16 protein-coding genes and 1 tRNA gene are annotated in these 24535 nt (G+C 53.3%); 7 read left to right on the forward strand and 10 right to left on the reverse strand.

The features are described 5' to 3' along the window. The first annotated feature begins 56 nt into the window (after window positions 1-56). Window positions 57-131: transfer RNA gene (locus PUV54_RS05835), tRNA-Gly, on the forward strand. A 276-nt stretch (window positions 132-407) separates the two neighbouring features. On the opposite strand, the gene PUV54_RS05840 is transcribed toward PUV54_RS05835, so the two are convergent. From PUV54_RS05840 to PUV54_RS05860, 5 genes are all read right to left on the reverse strand, one after another. Then, on the reverse strand, window positions 408-875 hold the full coding sequence (locus PUV54_RS05840; protein ID WP_274494655.1) for a hypothetical protein: 468 nt from the start codon (window positions 873-875) through the stop codon (window positions 408-410). A 47-nt stretch (window positions 876-922) separates the two neighbouring features. Next, complete coding sequence (locus tag PUV54_RS05845; protein WP_274494656.1) at window positions 923-1387, reverse strand: hypothetical protein; 465 nt, start codon at window positions 1385-1387, stop codon at window positions 923-925. Between the two features lie 634 nt (window positions 1388-2021). Then, window positions 2022-4787 (reverse strand): M16 family metallopeptidase, encoded by a 2766-nt coding sequence (locus PUV54_RS05850; RefSeq protein ID WP_274494657.1) that lies wholly within the window; start codon window positions 4785-4787, stop codon window positions 2022-2024. 152 nt (window positions 4788-4939) lie between these two features. Further along, entirely contained in the window at window positions 4940-6202 is a 1263-nt protein-coding gene (locus tag PUV54_RS05855; protein ID WP_274494658.1) for a serine hydrolase domain-containing protein, read from the reverse strand. Then, complete coding sequence (locus PUV54_RS05860; protein ID WP_274494659.1) at window positions 6192-7832, reverse strand: M28 family peptidase; 1641 nt, start codon at window positions 7830-7832, stop codon at window positions 6192-6194. The genes PUV54_RS05855 and PUV54_RS05860 overlap by 11 nt, the downstream gene beginning before the upstream one ends. A 234-nt stretch (window positions 7833-8066) precedes the next feature. Here PUV54_RS05860 and PUV54_RS05865 point away from each other — a divergent pair, with 234 nt between their 5' ends. The 4 genes from PUV54_RS05865 (at window position 8067) to PUV54_RS05880 (ending at window position 13967) form a co-directional block, all read left to right on the forward strand. Then, a complete protein-coding gene (locus PUV54_RS05865; protein WP_274494660.1) occupies window positions 8067-8660 on the forward strand; it encodes a winged helix-turn-helix domain-containing protein in 594 nt (197 codons plus the stop codon). A 225-nt stretch (window positions 8661-8885) separates the two neighbouring features. Continuing rightward, window positions 8886-11039: a prolyl oligopeptidase family serine peptidase gene (locus tag PUV54_RS05870; protein WP_274494661.1), complete on the forward strand. Its 2154-nt coding sequence runs from the start codon at window positions 8886-8888 to the stop codon at window positions 11037-11039. A gap of 148 nt (window positions 11040-11187) precedes the next feature. Continuing rightward, window positions 11188-13236 (forward strand): M13 family metallopeptidase, encoded by a 2049-nt coding sequence (locus PUV54_RS05875; RefSeq protein WP_274494662.1) that lies wholly within the window; start codon window positions 11188-11190, stop codon window positions 13234-13236. An 80-nt stretch (window positions 13237-13316) separates the two neighbouring features. Further along, a complete protein-coding gene (locus tag PUV54_RS05880) occupies window positions 13317-13967 on the forward strand; it encodes a winged helix-turn-helix domain-containing protein (protein ID WP_274494664.1) in 651 nt (216 codons plus the stop codon). Window positions 13968-14033: 66 nt separating this feature from the next. Here the strand turns inward: PUV54_RS05880 and PUV54_RS05885 are convergent, their stop codons facing one another. Then, the gene (locus PUV54_RS05885; protein WP_274494665.1) at window positions 14034-14957 is read right to left on the reverse strand and encodes a fatty acid desaturase; all 924 of its coding nucleotides are present in this window, start codon (window positions 14955-14957) and stop codon (window positions 14034-14036) included. A gap of 130 nt (window positions 14958-15087) precedes the next feature. On the opposite strand from PUV54_RS05885, the gene PUV54_RS05890 reads away from it, so the two are divergent. Next, window positions 15088-16554 carry a sensor histidine kinase gene (locus PUV54_RS05890; RefSeq protein ID WP_274494667.1) on the forward strand — a complete coding sequence of 489 codons (1467 nt, stop codon included), beginning with the start codon at window positions 15088-15090 and terminating at the stop codon, window positions 16552-16554. A 3-nt stretch (window positions 16555-16557) separates the two neighbouring features. Here the strand turns inward: PUV54_RS05890 and PUV54_RS05895 are convergent, their stop codons facing one another. The 3 genes from PUV54_RS05895 to PUV54_RS05905 all read right to left on the reverse strand — a co-directional run bounded on the left by PUV54_RS05895 (window position 16558) and on the right by PUV54_RS05905 (window position 21931). Further along, on the reverse strand, window positions 16558-18006 hold the full coding sequence (locus PUV54_RS05895) for a class I SAM-dependent methyltransferase (protein ID WP_274494668.1): 1449 nt from the start codon (window positions 18004-18006) through the stop codon (window positions 16558-16560). Between the two features lie 163 nt (window positions 18007-18169). After that, window positions 18170-20590, reverse strand: a complete 2421-nt coding sequence (locus PUV54_RS05900; protein ID WP_274494669.1) for a DNA translocase FtsK — start codon at window positions 20588-20590, stop codon at window positions 18170-18172. A gap of 96 nt (window positions 20591-20686) precedes the next feature. Next, entirely contained in the window at window positions 20687-21931 is a 1245-nt protein-coding gene (locus PUV54_RS05905; protein ID WP_274494670.1) for an ammonium transporter family protein, read from the reverse strand. Window positions 21932-22007: 76 nt separating this feature from the next. Here PUV54_RS05905 and PUV54_RS05910 point away from each other — a divergent pair, with 76 nt between their 5' ends. Continuing rightward, entirely contained in the window at window positions 22008-23360 is a 1353-nt protein-coding gene (locus PUV54_RS05910) for a UbiH/UbiF/VisC/COQ6 family ubiquinone biosynthesis hydroxylase (RefSeq protein WP_274494671.1), read from the forward strand. On the opposite strand, the gene PUV54_RS05915 is transcribed toward PUV54_RS05910, so the two are convergent. Further along, window positions 23357-24457: an NAD-dependent epimerase/dehydratase family protein gene (locus PUV54_RS05915; RefSeq protein ID WP_274494672.1), complete on the reverse strand. Its 1101-nt coding sequence runs from the start codon at window positions 24455-24457 to the stop codon at window positions 23357-23359. The genes PUV54_RS05910 and PUV54_RS05915 overlap by 4 nt on opposite strands. Window positions 24458-24535 lie beyond the last annotated feature (78 nt).

Genomic DNA, 24535 nt, shown 5'->3' on the forward strand with positions numbered 1-24535 from the left:
AATCCCTCGTGCATATAGCGGCCCCTGCCGGTCATCAACTACCGGCGGAATAGTGAGCGGGCGTAGCTCAGGGGTAGAGCGAAACCTTGCCAAGGTTTAGGTCGTGCGTTCGAATCGCATCGCCCGCTCCAATTTTCTTCAGGACATTTGTTCAGTGTTTCGTTGGCGGTCTGCCCGTGGTTTCAAGGGGCACGCCCGCCGGTCCGATCGACGCATAGTCCGTCGTCTTGCCGCCTGTCCCGGACCCCGATCCGGGGTTCGTCACGTCGTCCATAAAGAGTGAGGCGGATCTGAATGATTGGTGTGGGACCCCATCATTCAAACCGAACACCTCGTGTTAAAGCTGTATTCAACATGGAAGAGGCGTGGCAATCGAACTCCGCATAGTTCGAATTTTGACTAGACTACTATAACCAAGCGACAGTTTTGTATTTTAAAGCTGAAAATGCTCGCTGCTGATCTTGGGTAGGAAATGCCCATCCATATACTGACAGCGACGCCAGAATATCTCCGCCTACTATTTCCAACGAACCACGGCCCGCTAACAACCTTATACCTGTTGTAATTATATACCCCGCTTCATGAATAGTTAAACGTTCAGCACCCTGAATGTTTATTTTTTTAAATGGAAGTTTCTTTTCTTTTTCCAACGTAACATCTGTTAGAGATAACGTCAGTATATCAATTTCGAAGCAACCTCCGAAATTAGTAGGTGTCGATTGCACTAGCAGCCTATTTGGAAAACCAAAATCAAAGATAAGGCTATCTATTTTGTTGTGATTTAATCGTCTTTCAGCGAGCCCAACCAGCGGATTATCAAAAAGCTTGGTTAGTGCGACAGAATTTTCACCAATTGCTTTAATCAGTTCCACCATGAGGACTCGCTCCATTTATAGCGTATGGCGCTAACGCTTGATGCGTCCTATCTTGCTTGCCGAAAAGTGAGATAAGTTTGATAAAAATCAAATAAGTAATCTGGGACGGTCTGGCGTTCAATTTGAAAATATTGCTCTTTAATTGACTCATCGGCGAAATAAGAATCCTCCATAAGATCAATCATGCGATTTAATATTCGCTTGATGCTATCTGACAACTTGTTCGCTTCGATAGCTTTTCTGGCAGTTTCCATACGCACCTTCATATCGTCAGGTTTAGTCAACTTGTGCGGCGCCGTAAATCCAACAATTTGTATTATGAGAAATATTAAAACACTTTCTCGCTTCTTGATTTTTCCAGCGCGCACATCATCTACTAATTTGAACATAAACCTATTCATGTCTTGCATCTCTTTTTCTTTATTCCCCTTGAGGTCGGCAACCCACAAAGCCTTTCCTAGTTCGCAAGCTTCAATTGCTAACTGTTCGTATTTATTGTTGGTATTCGTCATGATTTTACAAGTTGCTTAATTTAAGCCTTCTGGTTGGGCTGGCAGAGTTACCCCTTCAAACATCAAATAAATGACTCCCAAACCATTTCCGTATGTTTATTGCTGCGAGAGCCCTCCTGACTTTGCTCGTTCTTTTCTTCATCGCTCGTCCCTTTCTCAATTTCACCACTTCTTGTTTCTGTTGAAACACCTGGGATTGGATGCAGCTTAACATCCCCACAGGACGGCGCTGCTCCTGCAGGGCTTCCTTCACCAGCCAATCCTTTACGGCCAGCGCTATCATTGAATATGAATTTGTCGATAGCTACAGCCGCTGATCCTATAATCAATGCGGCTTTTCAATTGCCGTTGCCGCCGACGCAACAGCATCACCACATGCAGGGTTCAGACAAGCCGCTAAGACCGCAATTTCCCTGTTGGGATCCGTCATTTTCACCGGATCGTTAGCGACGCAAGCGTAAAGGTTCAGTCGGTCCTGATAATCGATTGGATCGGTTAAGTAGAACCTACGATCAGCGTGTCATAGTAAGGGGCCTTTATGTGTCGGCTTGAGTGCGCCCAGCGTGGCGAGCCATTTTATCGGGCCCCCAACCCCGATGTGCATGCATCCCTCACCCGTCATCAGGGCTGAACTTTACCGCAGCTTGTTGCCGTCCAGATCCCAAATTTCGACAGACTCCAGCCCAAGCGAGCGTAACGGCTGTTCGATCTCATCAAGATCGCCGACAACAATCCAGGTAAAAGTCGCTGGCTGAAAGACCTGACGCGCCGCCGCCTCAATGTCGCTGAGGGCAAGGCTTTCAAACTGCTGTTTCAGCGTCGCAGGATAATCCAGCGGCCTGCCATAACGCAGGCTGGAAAGCATGGATGACATGACCGCTCCGCCAGTTTCATAGTTGCCGGGCAATGATTTGACATTCAGCGCCACGACATCGCTCAACTCTTCGCCCGTCGCCGGCGCGCTCGTCAGGAACCGCCCGATCTCATTGCGCATTTCAGTAAGCGCTTCGGCTGTCTTGTCCGTCTGAACCGGCGCATAGGCGATCACCGGGCGCTGCCCCTTGGCGCCGACAAGAAAAGTAAAGGCGCCATAGGCCCAGCTTTTATCCTCGCGCAAATTCATGTTGATGCGGGACGTAAACTGGCCGCCGAGAATATCGTTCATCGCCGTGATGGCGGGATCATTTGGCGCAGACGAAGACGGCGCCAGTCTGCCGCCCATGATGATTGATTGCGGCGATCCCGGCTTGTCGATCAAGATAAGCCGGTTGTTAGTTGCATTCGCGACATTCGCAATCGCCTTTTCCGGCACGTCAGTCGTCGACGCCCACCTTCTCAGCGCCCTTTCAAGTTCAGGCTTGATTTCAGCGAGAGTCGTATCGCCAACAACGACAATGGAGGCATTGGACGGCTGCAACCACGTGGCGTGAAACGCCAGCAGATCGTCTCGCGTGATGGATTGTATAGAATCCGCCGTCCCCGATCCCGTGTAGGGAATGCCATAAGCATGGCTTGATCCATACAGCGCAGGAGGCAGAAGGCGCAGCGCAAGCTGCACGGGCTGCGCCTGTTCTTGCGCGATGCCGGCGAGCCATTGTTTGCGCAGACGGTCAATTTCCTTTTGGTCGAACGCAGGATTCATGATCACGTCAGCATAAAGCGCAAGCGACGCCCGGAGATTTGATTTCAGAGCCGACAAGGAAACGCTTGACGTATCCAACGTTGAAGATGTGCCGATAATGGCGCCAAGATTTTCCGCCTCCTCAGCAATCGCAAGGGCTGAACGCCGCTGCGTACCCTCGTCAAGCATTGCAAGCGTATAGGACGAAACACCAAGCTTGCCGCCCTGGTCGGCCGCATAACCAGCGTCGAAAACGGTTGCTATATTAACAACCGGCACCGTTGGCCGGTTGGCGACATAAAGTTTCACGCCATTTGAAAGCACATCGGTTTCGACTTCCGGAAACGACAGGTCTGGCGTCGATGTCGGGAATGGCAAGCTCGCGCGATCAGGCGATATATCCGTAGAAGAATATGCCGGATACGGTTTAACAATAACCTGATGGTAACCGTCGCTCAGCCATTTCTTGGCCGCTGCCTGTACATCGGCAGGCGTCGCCGCCTCAATCCATGGCAAGAACGTATTTGTGATAAATAGCGGGTCATCGGCGTAAAGCTCCCCCTGACCGAGAATACCGGCGATACCGTCATCTCCGCTGACGCTTTCGATGCCGCGAATAAGCGATGCCCTATAGTCGGTCTTGATACGGTTGAGCTCTGCAGGCGTGGGCCCTTCGCTGATGAGCCTATCAATGATTGTGTTGACTTCCTGCTCTACGCCGTCGATGGCGACGCCATCGCGCGCGTCGACAGTAACAGCGAACATACTGGCTAACTGCTGTACGTTTACATAAGAATATGCGCTAGTGGCGATTTGCTTGTCATAGACAAGCGATCCAAAAAGCCGCGAATTTTTACCGCCGCCGAGCACAGCCGCCGCCAGCTCCAGCATGGCGCGGTCTTTGTCGAGACGGCCTGGAACCGCCCATTGCCGCGTCAAACGCTCTTGCGGAACCTTGTCGTACATCGTTTCCGACGTGTTTTTCCGCCGGTCAGGAACGAAACTGTCCCAAACCGTCAGCGGCGGGCCGGAAGGGGTTTCGCCAAAGTATTTCTCAACAAGGGGCCTTGCCTCATCGGCGTTAATGTCGCCCGCCAGAACCAGAACCGTATTCGCAGCGCCATAATACGTATTAAACCATTGATGAACGTCCTCCAGCGACGCTGCGTTCAAATCTTCCATCGAGCCGATAGTTGAATGACGATAGGGATGACCGGCGGGAAATAACCCTTCAAGAATTCTGTACCCTACTCTGCCGTAGGGCTGGTTATCGCCTTGACGTTTTTCGTTTTGCACGACCCCGCGCTGCTCATCGAGTTTCTCTTGCGTCACCGCGCCCAAGAGATTTCCCATGCGATCGGACTCCATCCATAAGGCGAGTTCAAGAGCAGGCGTCGGCACAGTCTCATAATAAACGGTCCGGTCAAACCAGGTGTTGCCGTTCACTGACGTGGCGCCGACCTGTTCAAGCGGCTTGAAAAATTCTCCGTCATAATTTTCAGAACCGTTGTACATGAGATGCTCAAAAAGATGGGCGAAGCCGGTTCGCCCCTCAGGCTCATCTCTCGACCCCACGCCATACCATATGTTTACGGCGACAATGGGCGCCTTGCGATCTTCATGAACGATCACCCTCAAACCATTATCCAGAGTAAACTTCTCGTAGGTGAGTTCCAGATCATTGGCGTTCGCAGAAGCTGAAAGTCCAACCACCAGAGTAGCTATCGCCGTTATGATGAACTTACCCAAACGGCAGCATGTATTTGTCGCACTTTTCATGGCCTCACCCCTGGCAATTAGTGTTATTTTGTTCACTTTTACGCATTTTTTTGAATACGTAAAGGGCGGTATGGCTGTGTATCACCGGCGTCTCACAGTCATGTGATTGTCAGCCACGCGAGTGCCGAGAGCAGCCCGAAAAACAACCAATATCAATTGGCTGACGCCGATATGACGGCTATAGATTCACGCATTAAATCATTGTGGTAGGTTGTATATTGCGTATCAATCGTATTGATCATCATACTGAGCGCCACATCATGAGACGGTAAATACTCGGTCACGGATATGTACCCGAGCATGTAACCTCTGTGAAAATAGCGCTCTCCCAGCCTCTCGTCGGACAAGTGCTGTATGCCCGGCCCATACCCCGCCTGTAACGTTTCGATAGCGCGCGCATCAATGTTTGACCGCTGAACATCAAGATAGTCCCCGGATATCGCCTCACCGCCAAACCAGGCCCTCGCCCAAAGGGCAAGGTCGCCTGCCGTGCTCACATAACCGCCGCCGCCCCATTCAAACTCCGGGTCGTAAACAAACACGCCATCGTCAGTCAGGGATTTTTCCGGAACACCGCCAAATGCATCCCGATAGGGCGCAGGAATATAACCCGCCGCTATGTTTTTCATCTCCCGCTTTTGCGGAGCTATGTCATTCAAATTGAGTGGCGTCAGGAATTTTTCTTGCACGAAAACTTCCAGCGATTGGCCGGAAACCTCTTCGACAATGAGCGCGACAAGCACGTAACTCACATCCGTGTAATGAAACCCTTCTCCTGCCGGAAACGACGGCGCCGTACCGCTGACCGCTTTTGCGTAATCTTCATGAGTAACGCCCAGTGAGGACAGCGTTTTATCTTCTGCAATCGCCTGATTGAACAGTGCAAGCATCTCGGGATCAGCGATATAATCCGTCGCTACACCTGACGTGTGCGTCAAGAGGTGACCAATCGTGATATCATCGGCATTAGGCCAATCACCAAACCAAGACTTATCGCCAAGCCATCGCATGGCCTTGTCGTCATAGTCTATTGCGCCTTCCATCATGAGCGAAAGCGCGGCAGCGGCGACGAATGTTTTTCCGATACTGCCTGCCGGCATCCGGTGCGTATCGTCCATCGCTATATCCTGCTCGAGATCGGCAAGCCCGCTCGCCGCCTCGCAAAGCGTTCCATCGGGTAAAGAGAGTGCCGCCGTCGCGCCAGGAAAGCCCGCCGTCAATTGTATGCCCTCGAGTTTTGCCTGGAATGCTGCACAGATCTTGCCGGAATCTGCATCACTTGCGGTTGCCTCTCGCTCGACTGCGCAGGCTGAAACAAGCACGGCTGAAACAATAAACCCGCACAGGCCCGACAATGGTGGTCTGAAATTCGCCGCCATTTTCGTCCACCGCTCATTTGTAGTGTTATTGCGCACGCATACGGTCCCTTAGTTCACGAAATGGAAGATCGTATCGCCAGTTGGGAAACCGGTAACTGTTGGCGAGGGAAAGCCCGGCGTCAAAAAATACACGCGTATCTTCTTCAATACCGGCCATATCCCAGGTTTCCGCGTCATACTCGTCAGCCGGCTTGTGATATTTGGTCGTAACGTACTCGCCGTATTTTGCCGCCAAAGGACTGTCTTCAGACCACTTGCTCATATCGGGAGCGCCTACAGCGAAGATCGACGGAATGCCCGCTTCTGCGAATGGATGCGCGTCATTGCGGTAAAAAGCGCCAACCTCAGGGTTACCATCACCTTGTAAAACGCGGCCAATCCGCGATGCAGCACGCTCAAACTCGTCCTGAATTTCAGAAAAATCCAATCCCACGATCGTCATGGCGTCAAAAGAGCCAAAAGGAAAATGTGTATCCATATTCAGGACAGCGACGATGTTTTTATGCGCGCAAAGCGGTTCTCTTACGAGATGTTTGGCCCCAAGCAGACCTTTTTCTTCTGCTGTCGTCGCAACGACATAGACTGAACGGCGCGGCGGCTGGGGCAACATTGCATAAGCTTCAGCAAGCTCGATCATTGCCGCTGTGCCAGTCGCGTTATCAACAGCGCCGTTAAAAATCTGGTCGCCTTCCACGTCTTTATTGACGCCGACATGATCCCAATGCGCCGTGTATATTACACACTCGTCCGGCGCTTCACTTCCTTCTATTTTTGCTACGACATTGTGCGAAACATACCGGCGCACCTTTCCGCCATAGGTCGTGTGCGCTTGCGCATCGAGCGAAATTAGTTGACCGCTCTGTTCATTTGCCGCCGCCGTCGCCGCGGCATAATCGACGCCAGCAAAGTCGAACAACGCCATGGTCGCAGGTTCGCTCATCTGGATGGAAATGTCTGGCAACTCAGACTTGTCAGTGGAAGCGAGAAAAGATTGCGTTGCGCCAGCACCACCCGATTGCATCAGCGTCCAGGGCCAGCCTGCACTTTCTTGCGTATGGATAAGGATGACGCCGGCAGCACCATGGGAGGCTGCAAGTGCGTACTTCTTGTCCTGATGATAATGCGGCGTCAGTTGCCGGCCCATGAAATAATCGTCATCGCCTTCGCGGCTTGGCTCTCCGCGCATAACAATAACTATCGCGCCTTCGACATCTGCGTTTTTGTAGTCATCCCAGCCATACTCAGGCGCCGTAATGCCATATCCTGCGAAAATCAGCTTGGCGCCATCAATTGACCCTTTGCCGTCTGCATTTCCGTCGAACGTTACGAAATCATCGAATGCCGCAAACTCTTTGGTTTGTCCGGCTTTTGTGACCGACAGGGAAAAATCGTTATCTCGCGTGACCTCGATTAACGGAACGTCCTGCGTGTATTTCCCGTTGACGCCACCGCGCGCTCCAGATTTTTTGAATGCGTCAACAAGGTAGGAAACTGTTTTTTCCTCGCCCTCTCCGCCGGGTGCGCGACCGAGAAATGCATCAGACGACAAGACCTCGATATGTTTAGCGAGATCTTCTCCCGTGATGGAATGATATGCTGTGTCGTCTGCCACAGCGCCGGTTACCCCGGCAAAAACCACCAATGACGATAAAATTAGGTTACGCATTTCTTCCTTCCAATCACGCCAAAACATGCGGTAGTGATACGCCACCGCCATCTTCCTGTTCAAATTTTTATTGATTGTTTAACAGTTGGCTGATTAGGCGACAAGAAAATTGCGGCGAGCCGAGCTTATTCATCGGGGAACGCCCGTGGCGATTGCCTAAACTCTCTCAAATTTGCGCGTTGTGTCTTTTCGGCAATCACTTTAAATTCCAAAAAACACAGCAGGATCAAACACATGCGCAAGAAACCCGCCCCTTCCGGACAAAAAATCTCGACTAAGCCTTACTGGATCACACGAAAAGATCAGATTACGTGCCTCGCCTCTGCTGTTCGTTTGGACATATTAGACCACTTGGTTGGCGCAGGTCCGATGTCGATCAAGGAACTCGCTTATGAGATCGGCATGAAGCCGTCGGCGCTTTATCACCACTTCGCACAGCTTCAGGAGGTCGATCTGATTTTTGAATCAGGCACGCGGATCGTGAACCGCAAGTCTGAAAAGCTCTACGCGACGCCTTCAAGGAAAATGCGCTTGCTGAAAGCCTTGGGCGATCCCTCGCATGCGGAAGAAATGCAATTGATCGTGAGCGCGCTCGCACGCCGTATTGATCGCGAATTTGCTGACGGACTAGACAACGAAGACCGTAAAACAAGCGGTGTCGGCAGGAATCTCGGCTTTTATCGCGCCATGAACCGGCCCAGCAAAGCCACGCTTCGTGAAATCAACAAGAAACTTGATGAAATAGCGGATCTGCTTTGGGAAGAAAAAGACCCGAACCAGCCGATGATATCGCTTTCCTGGGTGATGGCGCCGTTAGAAACGGACTGAAGCTCTCGTTCAATTTCCTTACGCTTGCCCGTCTAAGCCTGTTAATTTATTATTAGAATATTGAACAAGGCTGGTGCAGCACCAGTTGCGACAGCATTGGAAATATGGACGCTGCTTCCGTTCACCGCTCGTGGCTTGCGATTCATCGCTCCACAATTGCCTTTCTCTGACCGCACCATTCAATAAAGCTACTGGGCGGGAATACATGTAAGATAGGGATCTCTGATGGCGCTAAACCGAAAAACACTTGTAACGATAACGTTCTCTTCAATCGCCATCATGAGCGCCGCCTGCGCGCCTGCTACTACAGACCCTCACAACAGCGACGATGAAACCGCTATTGCAAGCGAAGACCCGTATTTATGGCTGGAAGAAATAGAGGGCGAGCGCGCCCTGGCGTGGGTTGAGCAAGAAAACGAACGGAGCCTTCCCGAACTGACGTCTCACCCTTTGTTCGATACGCTTCATCAAGAAGCGACAGACATCCTGACTTCCGATTCCCGCCTTCCCTATGGGCAGATCATGGGCGATTATATTTACAACCATTGGCAGGACGACATGCATGTGCGCGGTCTCTGGCGGCGCTCTCCTCTGGCGGATTATCTAATCGGCGCACCCAATTGGACCACGCTGATTGATATCGACCAGCTTGCGCGCGACGAAGAAGAGAACTGGGTATTTCATAATTCCAACTGTCTGGGAAAACGTTCCGACAGATGCATGATTGAGCTCTCCCGCGGCGGTCAGGATAAGGCGGTATTCCGGGAATTTTCTCTCGACACGGTGGAATTTGTTGCGGGCGGGTTCGAGGTTCCTGAAGCGCGCACTTTTGTGAGTTGGGTAGATCAAGACCATTTGCTGGTCGCAACCGACTGGAGCGATGACAGCCTCACAAGTTCCGGATACTCAAACGAAGTCAGATTATGGCGACGGGGCAGCTCTCTGAACGAAGCCACGTCTGTCAAAAAAATCTCTAACAACGACACCTTGATTGGTCCGTCATTGCTGAAATCCAAAGAGGGTAAGATTTCTCTTCTTTTCAGATATTTTTCTGACTGGAACGAACAGGAAGTAACACTATTCTCAGCAGACGGAGAGTTAACGACATTGCCCTTTCCGCGACGGTCAGATGTACATGGCCTGATTGGTCGCGAAATCATCATTGGACTGCGTGAAGTCTGGGATTATAGTTCACAAAGTTTTCAGATCGGCGATATCGTTTCTTACCACCTCGACACCAACACAGCGACTCTCGTTTTGCGGCCTGGAGCTAATCAGGCAGTAAATGATGTCACCATCGCCGGTGATTACCTGGCCATCGAAATGCTTGAGGATGTTAACGGCGCGCTTTGGCGCATGAAACGAAACGGGCCCGAATGGACGTCTCAATCTATTGGCGTTCCTGATAATGGTGTTGTTGAAATCGTTTCTGCTGCAGATGACGGAGAGCACCTGCTGATTTCTTATGAGAGTTTTACTCAACCCAATACGCTTTATGATGTTGGGCCGGATAACGCCATCACACGCGTTATGGCGACAGACGATCTTTATGACGCCAGTGACGTTGAGGTGCGCCAGCACTTTGCGACAAGCAAAGACGGGACACGCGTTCCATATTACCTGATTGGAAAGAAAGCTGTGCTGGATGCTGGCGACGCTCCCGCGATCGAATACGCTTATGGCGGTTTTTTGAGCGCCGTACGCCCTGTTTACTACGAAAACCCGTCACGGCCACAGCATGGCGCCCTTGCCGGCAAACTCTGGATTAGTCGCGGCGGCATCCTCGCGCTCGCCAACATTCGTGGCGGCGGAGAATATGGGCCCGCATGGCATTCAGCGGCGCTAAAAGAAAACAGGCAAAAAGCCTTTGATGATTATTACGCTGTTGCCGAAGACATGATCGCCAAAGGTTACACCAACAGCGAGAAATTAGGCGCGCTTGGACGGTCAAATGGCGGCTTGTTGTTAGGGGCGGCGTTAACCCAGCGCCCTGATCTATACGCCGCCTATGACATTGGCGTGCCGCTGCTTGATATGCTCCGATATTCACAGCTTGGCGCCGGCGCGAGCTGGACTGGAGAATATGGCGACCCTGCCATCGCTGAAGAGCGTGCGTTTTTGGAAGACTATTCGCCTTATCAAAACCTTGAACGCGGTCAGCCTTACCCCAAAGTACTATTTTATACCTCGACGCAAGATGACCGCGTCCACCCCGGTCATGCGCGCAAAATGGCGGCGAAAATGCGGGATTACGGGTATGATTTTTATTACTACGAGAATACGGAAGGCGGCCATGGCGGGACTGCCAATCAGGAACAGCTCGCTTTCCGCACAGCCTTGGAATACGTCTATTTCTTCACCATGCTGTTCCCCGAATAGTGACGCCTTGGAGATATAGGTAGGACCTTTACGGATTCCTGTTCATATTTCATTGCTTATTTGAATAATTTTATTATGATCGCCCTGCCTGACGGAGATGGCTCTTCCGTCGGCGTTCGTGTGTCCATAATTTCACGAGGGCTTCATAATGCGTTCAAGAACAACAAAACGATCGCTACTGGTTTCCTGTATCGCGGTCGTGCTTTCCGGCTGCGCCTCACCGAGCAGCACGACGGCGCCTCAAGCAGAGCTTGGCGAGTGGGGCATCGACATGGAAAGCATGAAACCCTCTGTCCACCCTGGCGACAATTTCTTCCATTATGTAAACGGAACATGGCTCGATACGTTCGAGATCCCTGCCGATTTCACCAATTACGGGGCGTTTACCGCGCTTTTTGAACGCTCAGAAGCGCGCGTTAAAGCTATTATCGACGATTACGCCGAGGGTGATGGCGCGTCAGATCCAAACGGGCAAAAAATCGGCGACTACTACACGGCTTTTCTTGATACTGACGAAATCGAACGGCGCGGACTGACAACTATCAGTGCAGATTTTGACGCTATCGCCAACGCGGCGACCCATTCTGATATCGTAGCGCTGATGGGTAACGCCGCCCTTTCCCTCGAAGCGCCATTTTCTATCTACGTTTACGTTGATGCAAAACAGACCGACCGTAACCTCATTCATTTTACGCAAGCGGGACTAGGCCTGCCGAACCGGGAATACTATCTTCAGGACCGTTTTACCGACAAACTCGCCGAGTATGAAGTTCATGTCGCCAAGATGTTGGGACTGGCAGGCGTGGAAAATCCCGAATCCAAGGCGACGAATATTGTCGCGCTTGAAAAGCGAATGGCTGAATTGCATTGGTCGCAAGAACAACAGCGCGATCCAAACCTGACATATAATCCGTTATCAAAAACAGAACTGATGGCGCTGGCGCCGCAAATGCCGTGGGACGCTTTTTTTGAAGCCTCGCACATTGCTGATCAAGATGAGTTCATTATCAATGAACTCGACGCTATCGAAAACCTGGCGAAACTCTTCACGGACACCCCCGTCCCCCTGTGGCGTGACTATCTGCGCTATCACTATCTCTCCAGCTTTGCCGAAGTCTTGCCGGCAGCGTTTGATCAGGAAAATTTCCGTTTTTACGGACAGGAACTGAACGGTCAGCAAGAAATACGCGCGCGCTGGAAACGAGGCGTTACCGCTGTGAACAATGCGCTCGGAGAAGCTGTTGGCAAGATTTATGTAGAGCGCCATTTCCCGGCGGAATCCAAAGAAAAAATGGATGCGCTCATTGGCAATCTGCGCCTGGCCATGGCCGAGCGAATTGATCAACTGGACTGGATGTCTGACCAGACAAAACAAGAAGCCCGCACCAAACTTGAAAAGTTCAGGGCTTATATCGGCTACCCCGACGAATGGCGCGACTATGGTCCGCTGTCGGTTGAGCCGGGTGATGCGCTTGGTAATCTGAAACGTTCTCGCATCGCCAATAGCGAATATTTTCTCGCGCGTCTCGGCAAGCCCGTGGAGCCCGGTAAAGAATGGGGAATGCTGCCGCACACTGTTAATGCCTACTACAGCCCGCCGCGCAACGCGATCTACTTTCCTGCAGCGATATTACAGCCTCCCTTCTTTGACCCGGCTGCTGACCCAGCGGTTAACTATGGCGGCATTGGCGCTGTTATCGGTCACGAAATCGGTCACGGCTTTGACGATCAGGGCCGCAAACAAGATGGCGATGGTTTGCTGCGGGACTGGTGGGCGCCCATGGACGCAGACCAGTTTGCACAAAAAACGAAGAAACTCGGCGAGCAATTCGAGCAATATGAGCCGCTCCCGGGTGAATTCATTAATCCCAACCTGACAATGGGTGAAAATGTCGGTGATCTTGGCGGGCTGGCAATGGCCTATTACGCATACAAACTTTCCTTGAACGGTGAAGAAGCGCCCGTCTTATCAGGTTATTCAGGCGACCAGCGCTTCTTCATGGCCTGGGCGCAAGTATGGCGCCGCAAGTACCGTGAAGACGAGATGCGTATGCGGATGGTTGTCGACCCACACAGCCCTTCCGAGTTCCGAACAAATGGCATCGTTCGCAATATGGACGCCTGGTACGATGCTTTCGAAATAGAGGCTCACCATGACCTCTACCTCCCTCCCGCTGATCGTGTCTCCATCTGGTAACAGTATGCGCGGCCCCCTTCACCGCATGAGATCGATCGGCGGGAGCCCACTTTAACCGGCTTAACCGGGAAAGACTTGGCATGTCGCAAGCGGAGGCGGATACATGTTTCACAACGGTTCACTGCGAAGCACATGTAACGTCGAGCGACAACTCCCCCAAGAAAGCAGATGTTTATTATATAAAAAGCCCTGACCAGCGCGAATTATTGGCTTCAACGCGCTTGCAACCGATCGGAGATCTTCTCTCGGCAAAGGGGCCAATGTCCGTGAAGGAAATCGCAGCCGCGTTGGGTCAACGACCCTCTGCGCTTTATCATCACATCAAAAAAGCGGTGAAGGCCGGTCTGATTGTTGAAACCGGCAGCCGTACGATAAACCGGCGCAAGGAAGTATTATACGATACGCCGGCCGTGAAAATGCGCTTCGGCTTTTCTGTGGCGGACAAGAAGTTAAAGCCGTTGTGGCGCAAAATTCAAACCGCACACAGCCGACAAGCGGACAGAGACTTTATTGGCGCATTGGACAATTCAAAAATCATAGACGATGGGCCGCAACGCAACTTACGCACGTTCCGACTTGTCGGTGCGCCGGATCCGGTTGCCCTGTCGAAAATCAATCAAAAAATTGAGGAAATAAGCGCATTGATGTGGGAGAGCGCTGGGCAGGACAATCCGCTGATCGCCATTACCTGTGTTGTTGCGCCAATGCCGCCGAAAAGCAGCCTCGATTAGGCAGCAATGTACGCCTCGTCGGCAGACTGACAGCATCCCTGCTGTTTTTTCACTTCAAACTGGGCTTTAAAGCCGCCGGATCGTTGCTTTGTTACGCTCCAACTCCGGACGAAGCTGCTTGAACGCGCGGCCATAGCGATAAAATGGTATGCGCGGATGCAAGTGGTGAACGAGGTGATAGTTCTGATTCACCATCGCGGCGACAATCAACGGCTGCATCAGACCACGCCCGAACCAAATGTTCGTATTTTGATATTTCTCACGGCTTTCATGAGGGCAGTGGACCGCATAAGCAAGAAACCCCAGCGCGATCATCACCATGAGGCATGGCAGGGTCCACAACATGAAAACTTCATAACCAATGCCAAGAGCAAAGGCGGCGGCGATAATGCCGAGGATCGCAAGCCGCTGCACCCAGATCGAAATAATCGTTTTCCGAGTAACAAAACCCTGTTTCGCAAGCCGGTGCAGTATGATTTCGTATCCGACGAGCAAGCCGGCGGCGCGCCCAAGTATATCGAAAAAGTTTTTCCCAGCGAACCACATATCGCCATCGAGCGTCGGATGATTAGTCATCCGGTGGTGTGCAAGGTGCACAGCCTTGAACGCAGCGAAAGGCAAAAAGAAAGGAAACGAGCCAATCTGCCCGAGCGCATCATTAAACCATTTCCATTCGGACCGGGCGCCGGAAATATTCCTGTGGGTCGCTTCGTGGTTGAAGTCTGAAAGCACGTAGAAAAGCCCGAAGTTGAGAAATGTTCCGGCCCAGACCGGAATAACCCCAGTGACCGCAGCCCAGGAAACACCGATCAGTCCCGCCCACAACCCGAAGAACAATCCAACAAGCGGCCAAGCGATCGTATTGGAAATTGTTAGCGGGACATCGTCGCCGCTATGATCGCGCAACGGCAGCCTCACGACTTCCGGTGCCAAAGCACCTTCAGCGACAGGCTTCGTTTGAGGTTCAAAAGGTTGTGCGGTTTCAGACATTAATGAGATGTTAATCGCTTTTTTCCCCAAAACAAGAAGGCGCTGCGTTAGGGCGCATCATTAAAGTTTTCGCCCCCGGAACAGAGCTGCGCCAACAGGGCGTTAACTCTCTTGCGCTAACTGTAATCACATGACCGGTTCCGACATTTCAGCGCAGCGCGAGCAGCGTCGCCAGGGGCCTATAGAGCGCTTTCGAGGCGTCCTCGAACGCGACGGGATTTCTGCATCCACAACCCGGTTCAAGGATGCCGAAACCGAGGCCAGATATATGGACTCCCTGGTCAAGGGAACCTTGCCGACGGAACGGGTCTTATGGATCTCAGTTATCGGCGCCTATTTCTCGTTCGGCATTCTCGACATTCTGACGATCCGAGAGAACCTTGAACATTTTCTATGGGTCAGGCTCTTCACCGGTCTTGCGATTGTCGGCTTGATACCACTTTCATTTGTTGGTCGTATCAAACCGCATTTCGGCTGGCTTTCAGCAGCCGCGATCTTCATTTCGGCGCAGGCGATCATCTACATGATCCTAATGATGCCGGCAGAAGGATCTCCGCCCTACATCATCGGCGTGCTTGTCGTTTTCATCGCCACATCCTGTTTGATGAGAATTCCGTTTCGGGTGGCGGCTAGCGTTTATATATTTTCGTCGCTTGTCTATTTCGCAGTCTTGAGTTTTGACACCGAGTTCACCTCGATTGACAGAATCTCCGGCTACTTTTTCATGTTTTCTATCGTGAATGTCGCCGTTCTAACGATTTATACGCAGGAAATTCGCGCGCGTATGATCTGGCTGCGCGACGAACAAAGACAGCGCGACGCCGCTATCATCGAAAAACTCCTTATTGAGGCGACGGCTGCTGACCAATCAAAAATCAACTTCCTGTCGATGATGAGCCACGAGTTAAGAACACCGTTGCATCAGATCATCGGCTATACGGAAGTCGTCACAAACGCATGCAAGGCCGCTAATGACGATGACGAAAATGTGCGCCATTTGAACGAAATTCATGGCTCTGCGCACGTCCTCTTGGCGCGCATCCAGAAGATGCTTCGCTTTGCCGATGCGACAGCAGGTAAAATGAAATATGAGCTCGCTGATACGCCCGTATCCGAACTGGTGGACGTATCGATTGAACAAATGCGCGGCGGGCTTGAGAAAAAATCCATTAGCGTCGATACAAGTGAACTCGAAGACGCAAGCATTGATATCGATATCGTGCATACGTGTTATGCGCTCAACAACATACTTGAAAACGCCATCGCCGCCTCACCGCAGAACGCAACCTTGTGGGTTAAAGGCGCACGATTGGCGGATGGCGGATATGAACTGGTGCTTCGCGATGAAGGCAAAGGCATGTCGGCGCAACAAATTGACAAGGTGCTGAAGCCATTTACCCAAGGCGAGCATGCGCTTGCCCGTTCGCGGGAAGGCATGGGACTGGGCCTCACACTGGCAACCAGAATCTTCCGCGATCAACGCGCCTCAATTCGGCTTGAGTCGAAAGAGGGTAACGGGCTCAGCGTTATCATCACCTTCGCCGCGCCGGTTGAGTTAACAGAGGATGCTGTCGGACCGTCCCTGCAGACAGGTTAGGGCTTAAGCGACAGGCTTTTCGACAACCAGGAAATAAACCGCATCCATCGGATCCGGCACAACAGAAACGATAGCGCCTGGAATTTCACGCGCCATGGCGCGCATCTCATCTTCATTACGGAAATAAAGGCTCCAGTCAGTAATATACTCTAATGGCCAGATCATGCCGGTCGCACGATTATTCACGTTACCAACGATCACTTTGCCGCCCGGGCGGACAAAATCATAAAGCCGTTTTACAAACCGCTGCGCCAACAGCGGGTTCAGGTAATCAACGAATCCAGATGAATAGATAACGTCGTTGTTCGCGAACGCTGCATTCTCTGGCGTCGGACGCAACATCTCTCTGAAGGAAATATTCAGTCCGGTAAGCGAAATACGATCACGGTCTTTTAAACCGGCAACCCGGTCAAACGCATAATCGAGCGCCGCAGGCTCCTGATCCACAAGCGTGACCCGCCATGTCACATTATCCGGCGTTGCTTCCAGCAGGTCTTCAAGCTCACGCGCCGGACCGCAGCCAACACTGGTAATGGAAAGTTCGCGCTTGCCCGAATCTGTTTGACGCAGCGCGTGATCAGCGATCAAAGTCGCCACCATTTCCATTCGGGTAATAATCGCACGGGAGGCGATCATTCCCAGAAGGTGCAAAAACTTCTCGGCGACGCGCTCGCCTTCCGGCTTTTGCTCGTACCCGTAGTTCATGATCTTGTAATCGCCCGGATACCCTGCGGGCTTGAACAGGCAGCGCGCCCAGCCGGGACCTGCCAGCAACATCTGCGTCACTGTTCTTTCAGTGTACGTCTTGTATCCAATGCGCTGCTGTTTATCCGCATGTATGGCAGCGGTAAGCGCATTGCCTTCCTGTAGGATGTCTAGCCATTCCGCTTCAGCGGAGTTGGCGAGGTCCCGCGCGATCTCGTTTCGCTCATTCTCGCCAATGGTCGGCTCGATCGGCGCAACAAATTGTTGGATGCGTTGCAGATAACCGCCAATAAAAGCTGATGCATCAGCACAAAACGTCTTATACTCTGTACTCGGCTGCGGCGCCTCGGCGCGCGTCTTATCGACCCGTGCAAGAATGCTGGCGTTTTCACGGATCAGCCAATCAAGGTCAAAGTTGTTTTCTTCCAGTTCGAAACCGGCGCTAATCCCGCCTGGCCCCGCCATATGGCGAGCCTTTCGCGCCGCTCCGAGAAACAACTCGCGTCCCGACTGGGTGAGGCGAAGAACACCCTTGGACCCCGGCGCCGCATAGGGATTGTCATCTTGCCGCTTACGGCTGATGCATCCCGCACCGCGGGCGCTGATATTATCGAGATCAAAGGTCTCGTCTTCAAAAACAAGCTTGGGCGGGCGGCCAGAGAAAATTTCGGCGGCCTCATAGCGGCTGGGCCGGAAAAATTTCGCTTTTCCAGACGCGCCAGGGAGATTCTCATAACTTTTCGACATTACGCCACCCAGGTTATGCACCTCTCCCCACCGGGTAAGTATGCCTAACAAAACGTAAAGATCAATCTCTGGAGCGTGATTTGTTGCGGCATTCGAATGGTTAACGACGCTTTTCTCTCACTACGCTGAAGAAATATCGCATCGGCATAGACACTCAGCCCGCTTAGGCGGCGTCATCACCCACCAGGATTTCGCGTTTCCCGGCGTGGTTTGCAGCCGAAATCACGCCTTCCTCTTCCATTCGCTCAATCAATGTGGCCGCGCGATTGTAGCCGATCTGGAGGCGCCGCTGCACATACGAAGTCGATGCCTTTCGGTCACGCAGCACCACAGCGACGGCTTTATCATAAAGCGCGTCACCGGAATTGGTGTTGCCGCCGATGTCCAGACCGGGAATATCCGGCCCCTCTTCGTCGCGCATTTCCGTGACTTCTTGAACGTAGTCAGGCGCACCTTGTTTTTTCAGAAAGCTGACGATTTTTTCGACTTCATCATCAGAAACAAATGCGCCATGAACGCGTCGCAAACGCCCGCCGCCAGCCATATGCAGCATGTCGCCCTGACCGAGGAGCTGCTCGGCGCCCTGCTCGCCCAAGATTGTGCGAGAGTCGATTTTTGACGTGACCTGGAATGAAATTCGGGTCGGGAAGTTTGCCTTGATCGTGCCGGTGATAACGTCAACTGACGGTCGTTGCGTCGCCATGATAAGGTGGATGCCGGCTGCGCGGGCCATCTGGGCAAGGCGCTGAACCATACCCTCGATATCCTTTCCCGCAACCATCATCAGATCGGCGACTTCGTCGATGACGACCACGATGAACGGCATGAAGTCGTATTCCAGTTCTTCTGTCTCGTAGACGGGCTCGCCGGTTTCCTCGTCATAGCCGGTATGCACCGTGCGGGTCAGAACTTCACCGTTTTCATCGGCCTCCATAACGCGTGCGTTGAAGCCTTCAATATTCCGCACGCCAACTTTAGACATTTTCCGGTAGCGCTCTTCCATTTCCCTGACGGTCCATTTCAGCGCTACGACCGCCTTGCGCGGATCGGTCACCACAGGAGAAAGAAGGTGAGGAATGCCTTCGTAAACAGAAAGCTCGAGCATTTTCGGATCAATAAGGATCAGTTTGCAGTGTTCCGGTGAAAGCCGATAAAGCAACGACAGGATCATGGTGTTGATCCCAACTGATTTACCGGAGCCGGTCGTTCCGGCAATGAGCAGGTGGGGCATGCGCGCCAGATCAGCAAAAACAGGCTCCCCGCCGATTGATTTGCCAAGCGCCAAAGTCAGGTCGCCGCGTGAATTTTCATATTCGCCAGCCCCCAGCAATTCGCGCAGGAACACCATCTCGCGATCCTGGTTGGGCAGCTCGATCCCGATGACATTGCGGCCAGGCACGACGGCGACACGCGCGGCGACGGCGCTCATGGAGCGCGCGATATCATCGGCAAGACCGATCACGCGCGATGATTTCACCCCGGCCGCGGGCTCAAGTTCATATAGCGTAACCACCGGACCGGGACGCACATTGATGATCTCGCCGCGCACGCCAAAATCAGCCAGCACGTTTTCAAGCATCCGGGCATTTTGTTCTAGCGCCTCATCGGAAATGACAGCCCGCCGGGCAGCATTGGGTTTCGAGAGGAGATTCAGCGGCGGTAGCTCATAATCATCGGCTGAAAAGACAGGCAGCACAGGCTGCGCTTCGCGCCGTTCCCGGCGACTTTCTTTCCGCTTTGCTTTTTTGCGAATGATATTGCGCTTGCGCGTAGGGGCTGCCAACACCGGCTCACCGTTGTCGTCGAGCGCTTGTTCATCGTCCTCGTCGTATTCTTCGTCATACTCGTATTCTTCATCGTCCGCCTCTTCAGCGGCGCTCTCACCACGAATACGGTCATAGAGGTTGAGGGCAAAGTCGTGAGTCACGTCCCACGCATCAACAATCGCCCACCATGCTTCGGCAAGGCGCTCACGCGTGAGGCCGCATAATATGCCGTAGGAAATAATGCCTGCGCCGGCAAATACTCCGGCTGCGGTGAGTTTCGCGATACCCACGCCCATAAATCCGAGAACGCCGGCCACAAGGCCCAGAAACAGGTCGCCGGCAAATCCGCCGACGCCGACGACAAAGGGCCAACCGGCAGGAGCCGCCCACGAAGAAAGCAAACCAGCCCCGGCAAAGATAGCGACAGGCAATGCCGCCGCCCGGCGCCAGAACGCGCTCGGGGTTTCATCTGGCGCGCCATTTAACAGGGCAAAGGCGCCCCAGATTGCAAGCGGCGCGATCAACAAGATGGACGCCCCGCCCAGAGTCTGCAGGAGCAGATCAGCGACCGCTGCGCCAAGACCGCCTGCGATGTTTTGCACCGGCGCAGGCGTCGCTGTGTTGAGACTTGGGTCAGAAATCGTGAATGTCGCAAGCGCCGCCGCCAACCAGATCGAAAGCAGGATCATCGCCCCGCCGCCGGCCCGGATCAGGACATTTCTTATAAAAGCCTGCACGCGTTCAGCAAATTCCGAGAACGGGTCAGGCCGCCTCGACCGGGCGGAATTACGGGCAAAGGTACGTGTATGTCGCGGCATAGCGAGGCAAGCGTTCTTGGTTGACGAATTTCCTTAACGCACCTTGCCACGGCTTAGATGAAAAAGGGTTAACGGAGATTAACGATTTTCAGAATCTTATTCAGCCTGTTCTTCAACCGGTACTGAGCGCACCCCGACCGTATATTTCAGCGCAACCCAAATGAGCATGCTCATAAAGAAAGAAAAACCCAGGATCGCGACAGTGCCGACAACCTGACCTGACAGCTTGCTGGCGCCGCTCGGCCAGAATGAAATGAAACATCCCCATGCGCCGCAAAAACAATGCGCCGGAATCGCAAAACCAGCATCATCAATGCGAAGCCGGTCAAGAAACGGCGGGGTAATCGTCACGATGAAGCCGCCGACTGCGCCGATCATGGCCGCCTGCCACATGGCAGGCGCTAGCGGATCAGCCGCGATAGAAACAAGCCCGGCGATGGAGCCTGTCATCGCTGAAACAAGGCCGGTGCGCTTATAAACAGTCTGTGTCAGGAACATTGCCGCGAGTGACCCCGCCGCCACCGCGGTCAATACATTGACGGCGATAGATGCGATAGAGACGGCAGACTCAACAGATGAGAAAGATCCCTGTAGTCCGGCAATAACCACTATGAGCCCGATAATAGAAAGGGAAACGCCAAACGCAGAGAGCGGCAATGCTGTTGATGGCGCCTGACGCGCAGGGCCGTGTGAATATCGTCCTTGCCGCGGACCAACCACCATCACGGCAGCCAACGCCGCGGCGCCGGCGGAGGCGTGTAATACTCCTGCGCCGCCAAGGTCGCGAAAATTCCATTCCGCGCCGAAATAACCGCCGCCCCATACCCATGATGCTACAATCGGATAAATAAGGCCGCACCAGATGGCCGCAAAAAATAAAAACGGCCACAACCGCACACGCTCTGACAACGATGCGGAAACAATTGCCGCGCCTAATGCAGCAATCACCATCTGTGAAAACCAGAACGCGCCCGATGCAACACCCGCGGATGAGGGGTCAACGTCATCGAGGGACCAGTTCTTGAACTCGCCTAGAAACCCGCCCGGCTCCACATCGTATAAAAGATGATAGCCCGTCGCCCAGAACATGAAAATCGCCACAGCCAGGAGACCTATTGTGCGCAGGCAGACGGCAGGCGCGTTTTGGGTACGCGCGAGACCGACATCCCGCAAAGCGAAACCGGCGAGCGTCAACAACCCCGCCAGCCCCGCGACAAGCATCAGGCCCGTATCAAGGAGAAAGCGCGTCACATCGCTTGCAGGGGACATGTCCTGTGCGCCTGCGGCAACTGGCGCTGCCGCGATCAACAGGGCTAAAGCGATCGTAGAGTGCAGGCGCATCGGCTAAGGATTCCCGTCGAATCTATTGATATTTCTCCTAATAGTGTTTCCCCAACAGTAAAAGCAGAATGAATTTTTGGGTAAACCGCGCGCCAAACGCCGCACTGGCGGAAGGCCGGTAGACGCCGGGGCCTTGAAGCGCGACACTCTGGTCATGAACGAAACGCAGACATTCGACACAATCATCGTTGGCGGCGGGCTGGCCGGCGGGCTGGCCGCGCTTGCACTTGCCTCTCGCGGTTTCAACTGTGCAATTGTCGACGCGGGCGATCCGGCAACGGTGCGCAACGCCGCCTTTGACGGCCGGACCACCGCAATTTCCTATGCATCTGCGCGTGTCTTCAGACGGCTCGGGTTGTGGGACGCTGTCACGCCTAACGCCGAGCCGATACGGGATATTCTCGTCACCGACGGGCGTGCGAAGAGCCGTTTCGATGAAGGCGCCGTTTCAACTTTTCACCTGCATTTCGACAGCCGCGAGCTCGGAGACGATACGCCGCTCGGCTGGATCGTCGAGAACAGGGTGCTGCGTAATGTCCTGTTCGACGCCATTGAAAAAAATGCGCTGGTCACATTATTCGCGCCGGCAAAACGGGCGGGCGCCGCGTTTAACGCCGCCCATGCAATTATCAATCTTGAAGGCGGCCAAGCTCTCAAGGCCGCATTGGTTGTCGCCGCTGACGGACGGTTTTCAGCCCTTCGCGCCGAAGCCAACATCAAGACCAACCAGTGGCGCTATCCACAAACGGGTATTGTAGCCACTGTCGCCCATGAACACGCTCATGAAGGCGTCGCGCAGGAGCTTTTCCTGCCTGCCGGGCCGTTCGCCATCCTGCCCATGACATCCGCCAGCAAAGGCGAACATCAGAAAAAGCACCGATCATCGCTTGTCTGGACGGAACATTCGGACGCAGCGCCCGCCTTTATGGCGCTTGATGACGATAAGTTCCGCATAGAAATTGAAAATCGGTTTGGGCCATATCTCGGCGCTGTCGAACCGGCTGGTCCGCGCTGGTCATACCCGCTCGCTTTTACGCTGGCTCAAAGCTATATCGCGCCGCGCCTTGCGCTCATCGGCGACGCCGCGCACGCTATTCACCCGATTGCGGGCCAGGGTTATAATCTCGGCATCAAAGACGTTGCGGCGTTGACAGACGTGCTCTCAGAAGCGCGCGACGTAGGACTCGAAATCGGGCATCTGTCAGTTCTGCAGAATTACCAGCGCTGGCGGCGGTTTGATTCAGCGTCGCTGGCTCTTGGCACCGACCTTCTCAACCGATTGTTCTCTAATGATATCGCACCACTTCGTTTTGCCCGTGATATCGGCATGGGCGCGGTCGGCAGGGTTGCGCCTTTGCGAAAATTTTTCATGCGCCAGGCTGGCGCCGATCTCGGCGCCTTGCCAAGCCTCATGGCGCGGGAGCTTTAACGCGACGCCCAAGCAGACAACACAGCTTCTTCTTTTTCCCTTGAGATGCCGAAACCACCCCGTGGGAATGAAACATCCTTGAAAAAGTACGATTCCGTCCAACGGTAAGCATCACGCGCAGTTTCCGCGACTGACCTGAAAGTCATACCGTCTCGCAAGCCTTTTGCGGAACTGATTTGATAAAACCCTTCATCTTCATCCAGCGGCGCCCAAAGCGGCATGCGATCGAAGGATCTGACCGAATGTTCATAGCGGAGAAAATCCGCATCCACCCAGGTTAAGTTTGCGTTGCTCCCTAGTGCTTTACGCGTGTCTTCTAGAAATGTCTTTAGCATCATGGGCGGCGGCGGGCCGGTCATATTATAGGCCCCTAGGCGCTGATGCTCCACACAATCGACCGTCCAAACGGCCACGTCGCGTACATCCGTATACTGTACATAATCACCTCCTGTGCCGGGAGCGAGAACCTCTTCATATCTTGCAAAACGGTTCAGCCAGTAATGATACGCCCAGCCGTCATCCATCGGACCCAATATGGCGTGACAGCGCGCTGAACCGGAACGGTCTGGCAAATAAGAAAAGAGGAATTCTTCAGCACGCGCCTTTTCTCCGCCATAATAATGGCCGGGTTCGTCAGTGCGTATTCTGGCGCCCTCCGTTAGGCCGGGAGTTCTGAAATCCGCATAAACAGCAATACTGGAGACGAAGTAGTAATATCCCACACTTTCAGAGAGCATCCGTGCTGTACTCATGACCTTGTCCGTATGTTCCGGCCACACATCAATCACCGCATCCCACTTCCGCTCGCCCGCAAGAGCGGACAGGTCTTCGCTGTCAGGAGACCTGTCTCCGCGCAGCTTTTCTACATCCGGAAACAGGTAAGGCCGCGTGACGCCGCGGTTGAACAGCGTGACCTTGTGTCCGCGGGCCAACAATCTTTGCACAATAGCGGGCCCGACAAAATTCGTGCCGCCCAGAACAAGAACCTTCAAAGGTTTCGCCGCTTTGGCAACACCCTCCAAGGCTAAGGCGCGCGCTGCGGACATCGCCATCGCGCCAGCAGCTGAGGATAGAAGAGTGCGTCGGTGAAATCGCATGATGTTGCCTTCGTTATAAAGCCAAACATATTATTACGATTAGCATGTTTTGCAAGGACCGTCAGAACAATGCGTGCG

The organism is Hyphococcus flavus, assembly GCF_028748065.1.
GTDB classification, from domain to species: domain Bacteria; phylum Pseudomonadota; class Alphaproteobacteria; order Caulobacterales; family Parvularculaceae; genus Hyphococcus; species Hyphococcus flavus.

What these genes read in the sequence shown, in the direction of transcription:
- PUV54_RS05840 (WP_274494655.1), bottom strand. Translation starts at nt 875, where the DNA reads ATGGTGGAACTGATTAAAGCAATTGGTGAAAATTCTGTCGCACTAACC.
- PUV54_RS05845 (WP_274494656.1), bottom strand. Translation starts at nt 1,387, where the DNA reads ATGACGAATACCAACAATAAATACGAACAGTTAGCAATTGAAGCTTGC.
- PUV54_RS05850 (WP_274494657.1), bottom strand. Translation starts at nt 4,787, where the DNA reads ATGAAAAGTGCGACAAATACATGCTGCCGTTTGGGTAAGTTCATCATA.
- PUV54_RS05860 (WP_274494659.1), bottom strand. Translation starts at nt 7,832, where the DNA reads ATGCGTAACCTAATTTTATCGTCATTGGTGGTTTTTGCCGGGGTAACC.
- PUV54_RS05865 (WP_274494660.1), top strand. Translation starts at nt 8,067, where the DNA reads ATGCGCAAGAAACCCGCCCCTTCCGGACAAAAAATCTCGACTAAGCCT.
- PUV54_RS05870 (WP_274494661.1), top strand. Translation starts at nt 8,886, where the DNA reads ATGGCGCTAAACCGAAAAACACTTGTAACGATAACGTTCTCTTCAATC.
- PUV54_RS05875 (WP_274494662.1), top strand. Translation starts at nt 11,188, where the DNA reads ATGCGTTCAAGAACAACAAAACGATCGCTACTGGTTTCCTGTATCGCG.
- PUV54_RS05880 (WP_274494664.1), top strand. Translation starts at nt 13,317, where the DNA reads ATGTCGCAAGCGGAGGCGGATACATGTTTCACAACGGTTCACTGCGAA.
- PUV54_RS05885 (WP_274494665.1), bottom strand. Translation starts at nt 14,957, where the DNA reads ATGTCTGAAACCGCACAACCTTTTGAACCTCAAACGAAGCCTGTCGCT.
- PUV54_RS05890 (WP_274494667.1), top strand. Translation starts at nt 15,088, where the DNA reads ATGACCGGTTCCGACATTTCAGCGCAGCGCGAGCAGCGTCGCCAGGGG.
- PUV54_RS05895 (WP_274494668.1), bottom strand. Translation starts at nt 18,006, where the DNA reads ATGTCGAAAAGTTATGAGAATCTCCCTGGCGCGTCTGGAAAAGCGAAA.
- PUV54_RS05900 (WP_274494669.1), bottom strand. Translation starts at nt 20,590, where the DNA reads ATGCCGCGACATACACGTACCTTTGCCCGTAATTCCGCCCGGTCGAGG.
- PUV54_RS05905 (WP_274494670.1), bottom strand. Translation starts at nt 21,931, where the DNA reads ATGCGCCTGCACTCTACGATCGCTTTAGCCCTGTTGATCGCGGCAGCG.
- PUV54_RS05915 (WP_274494672.1), bottom strand. Translation starts at nt 24,457, where the DNA reads ATGCGATTTCACCGACGCACTCTTCTATCCTCAGCTGCTGGCGCGATG.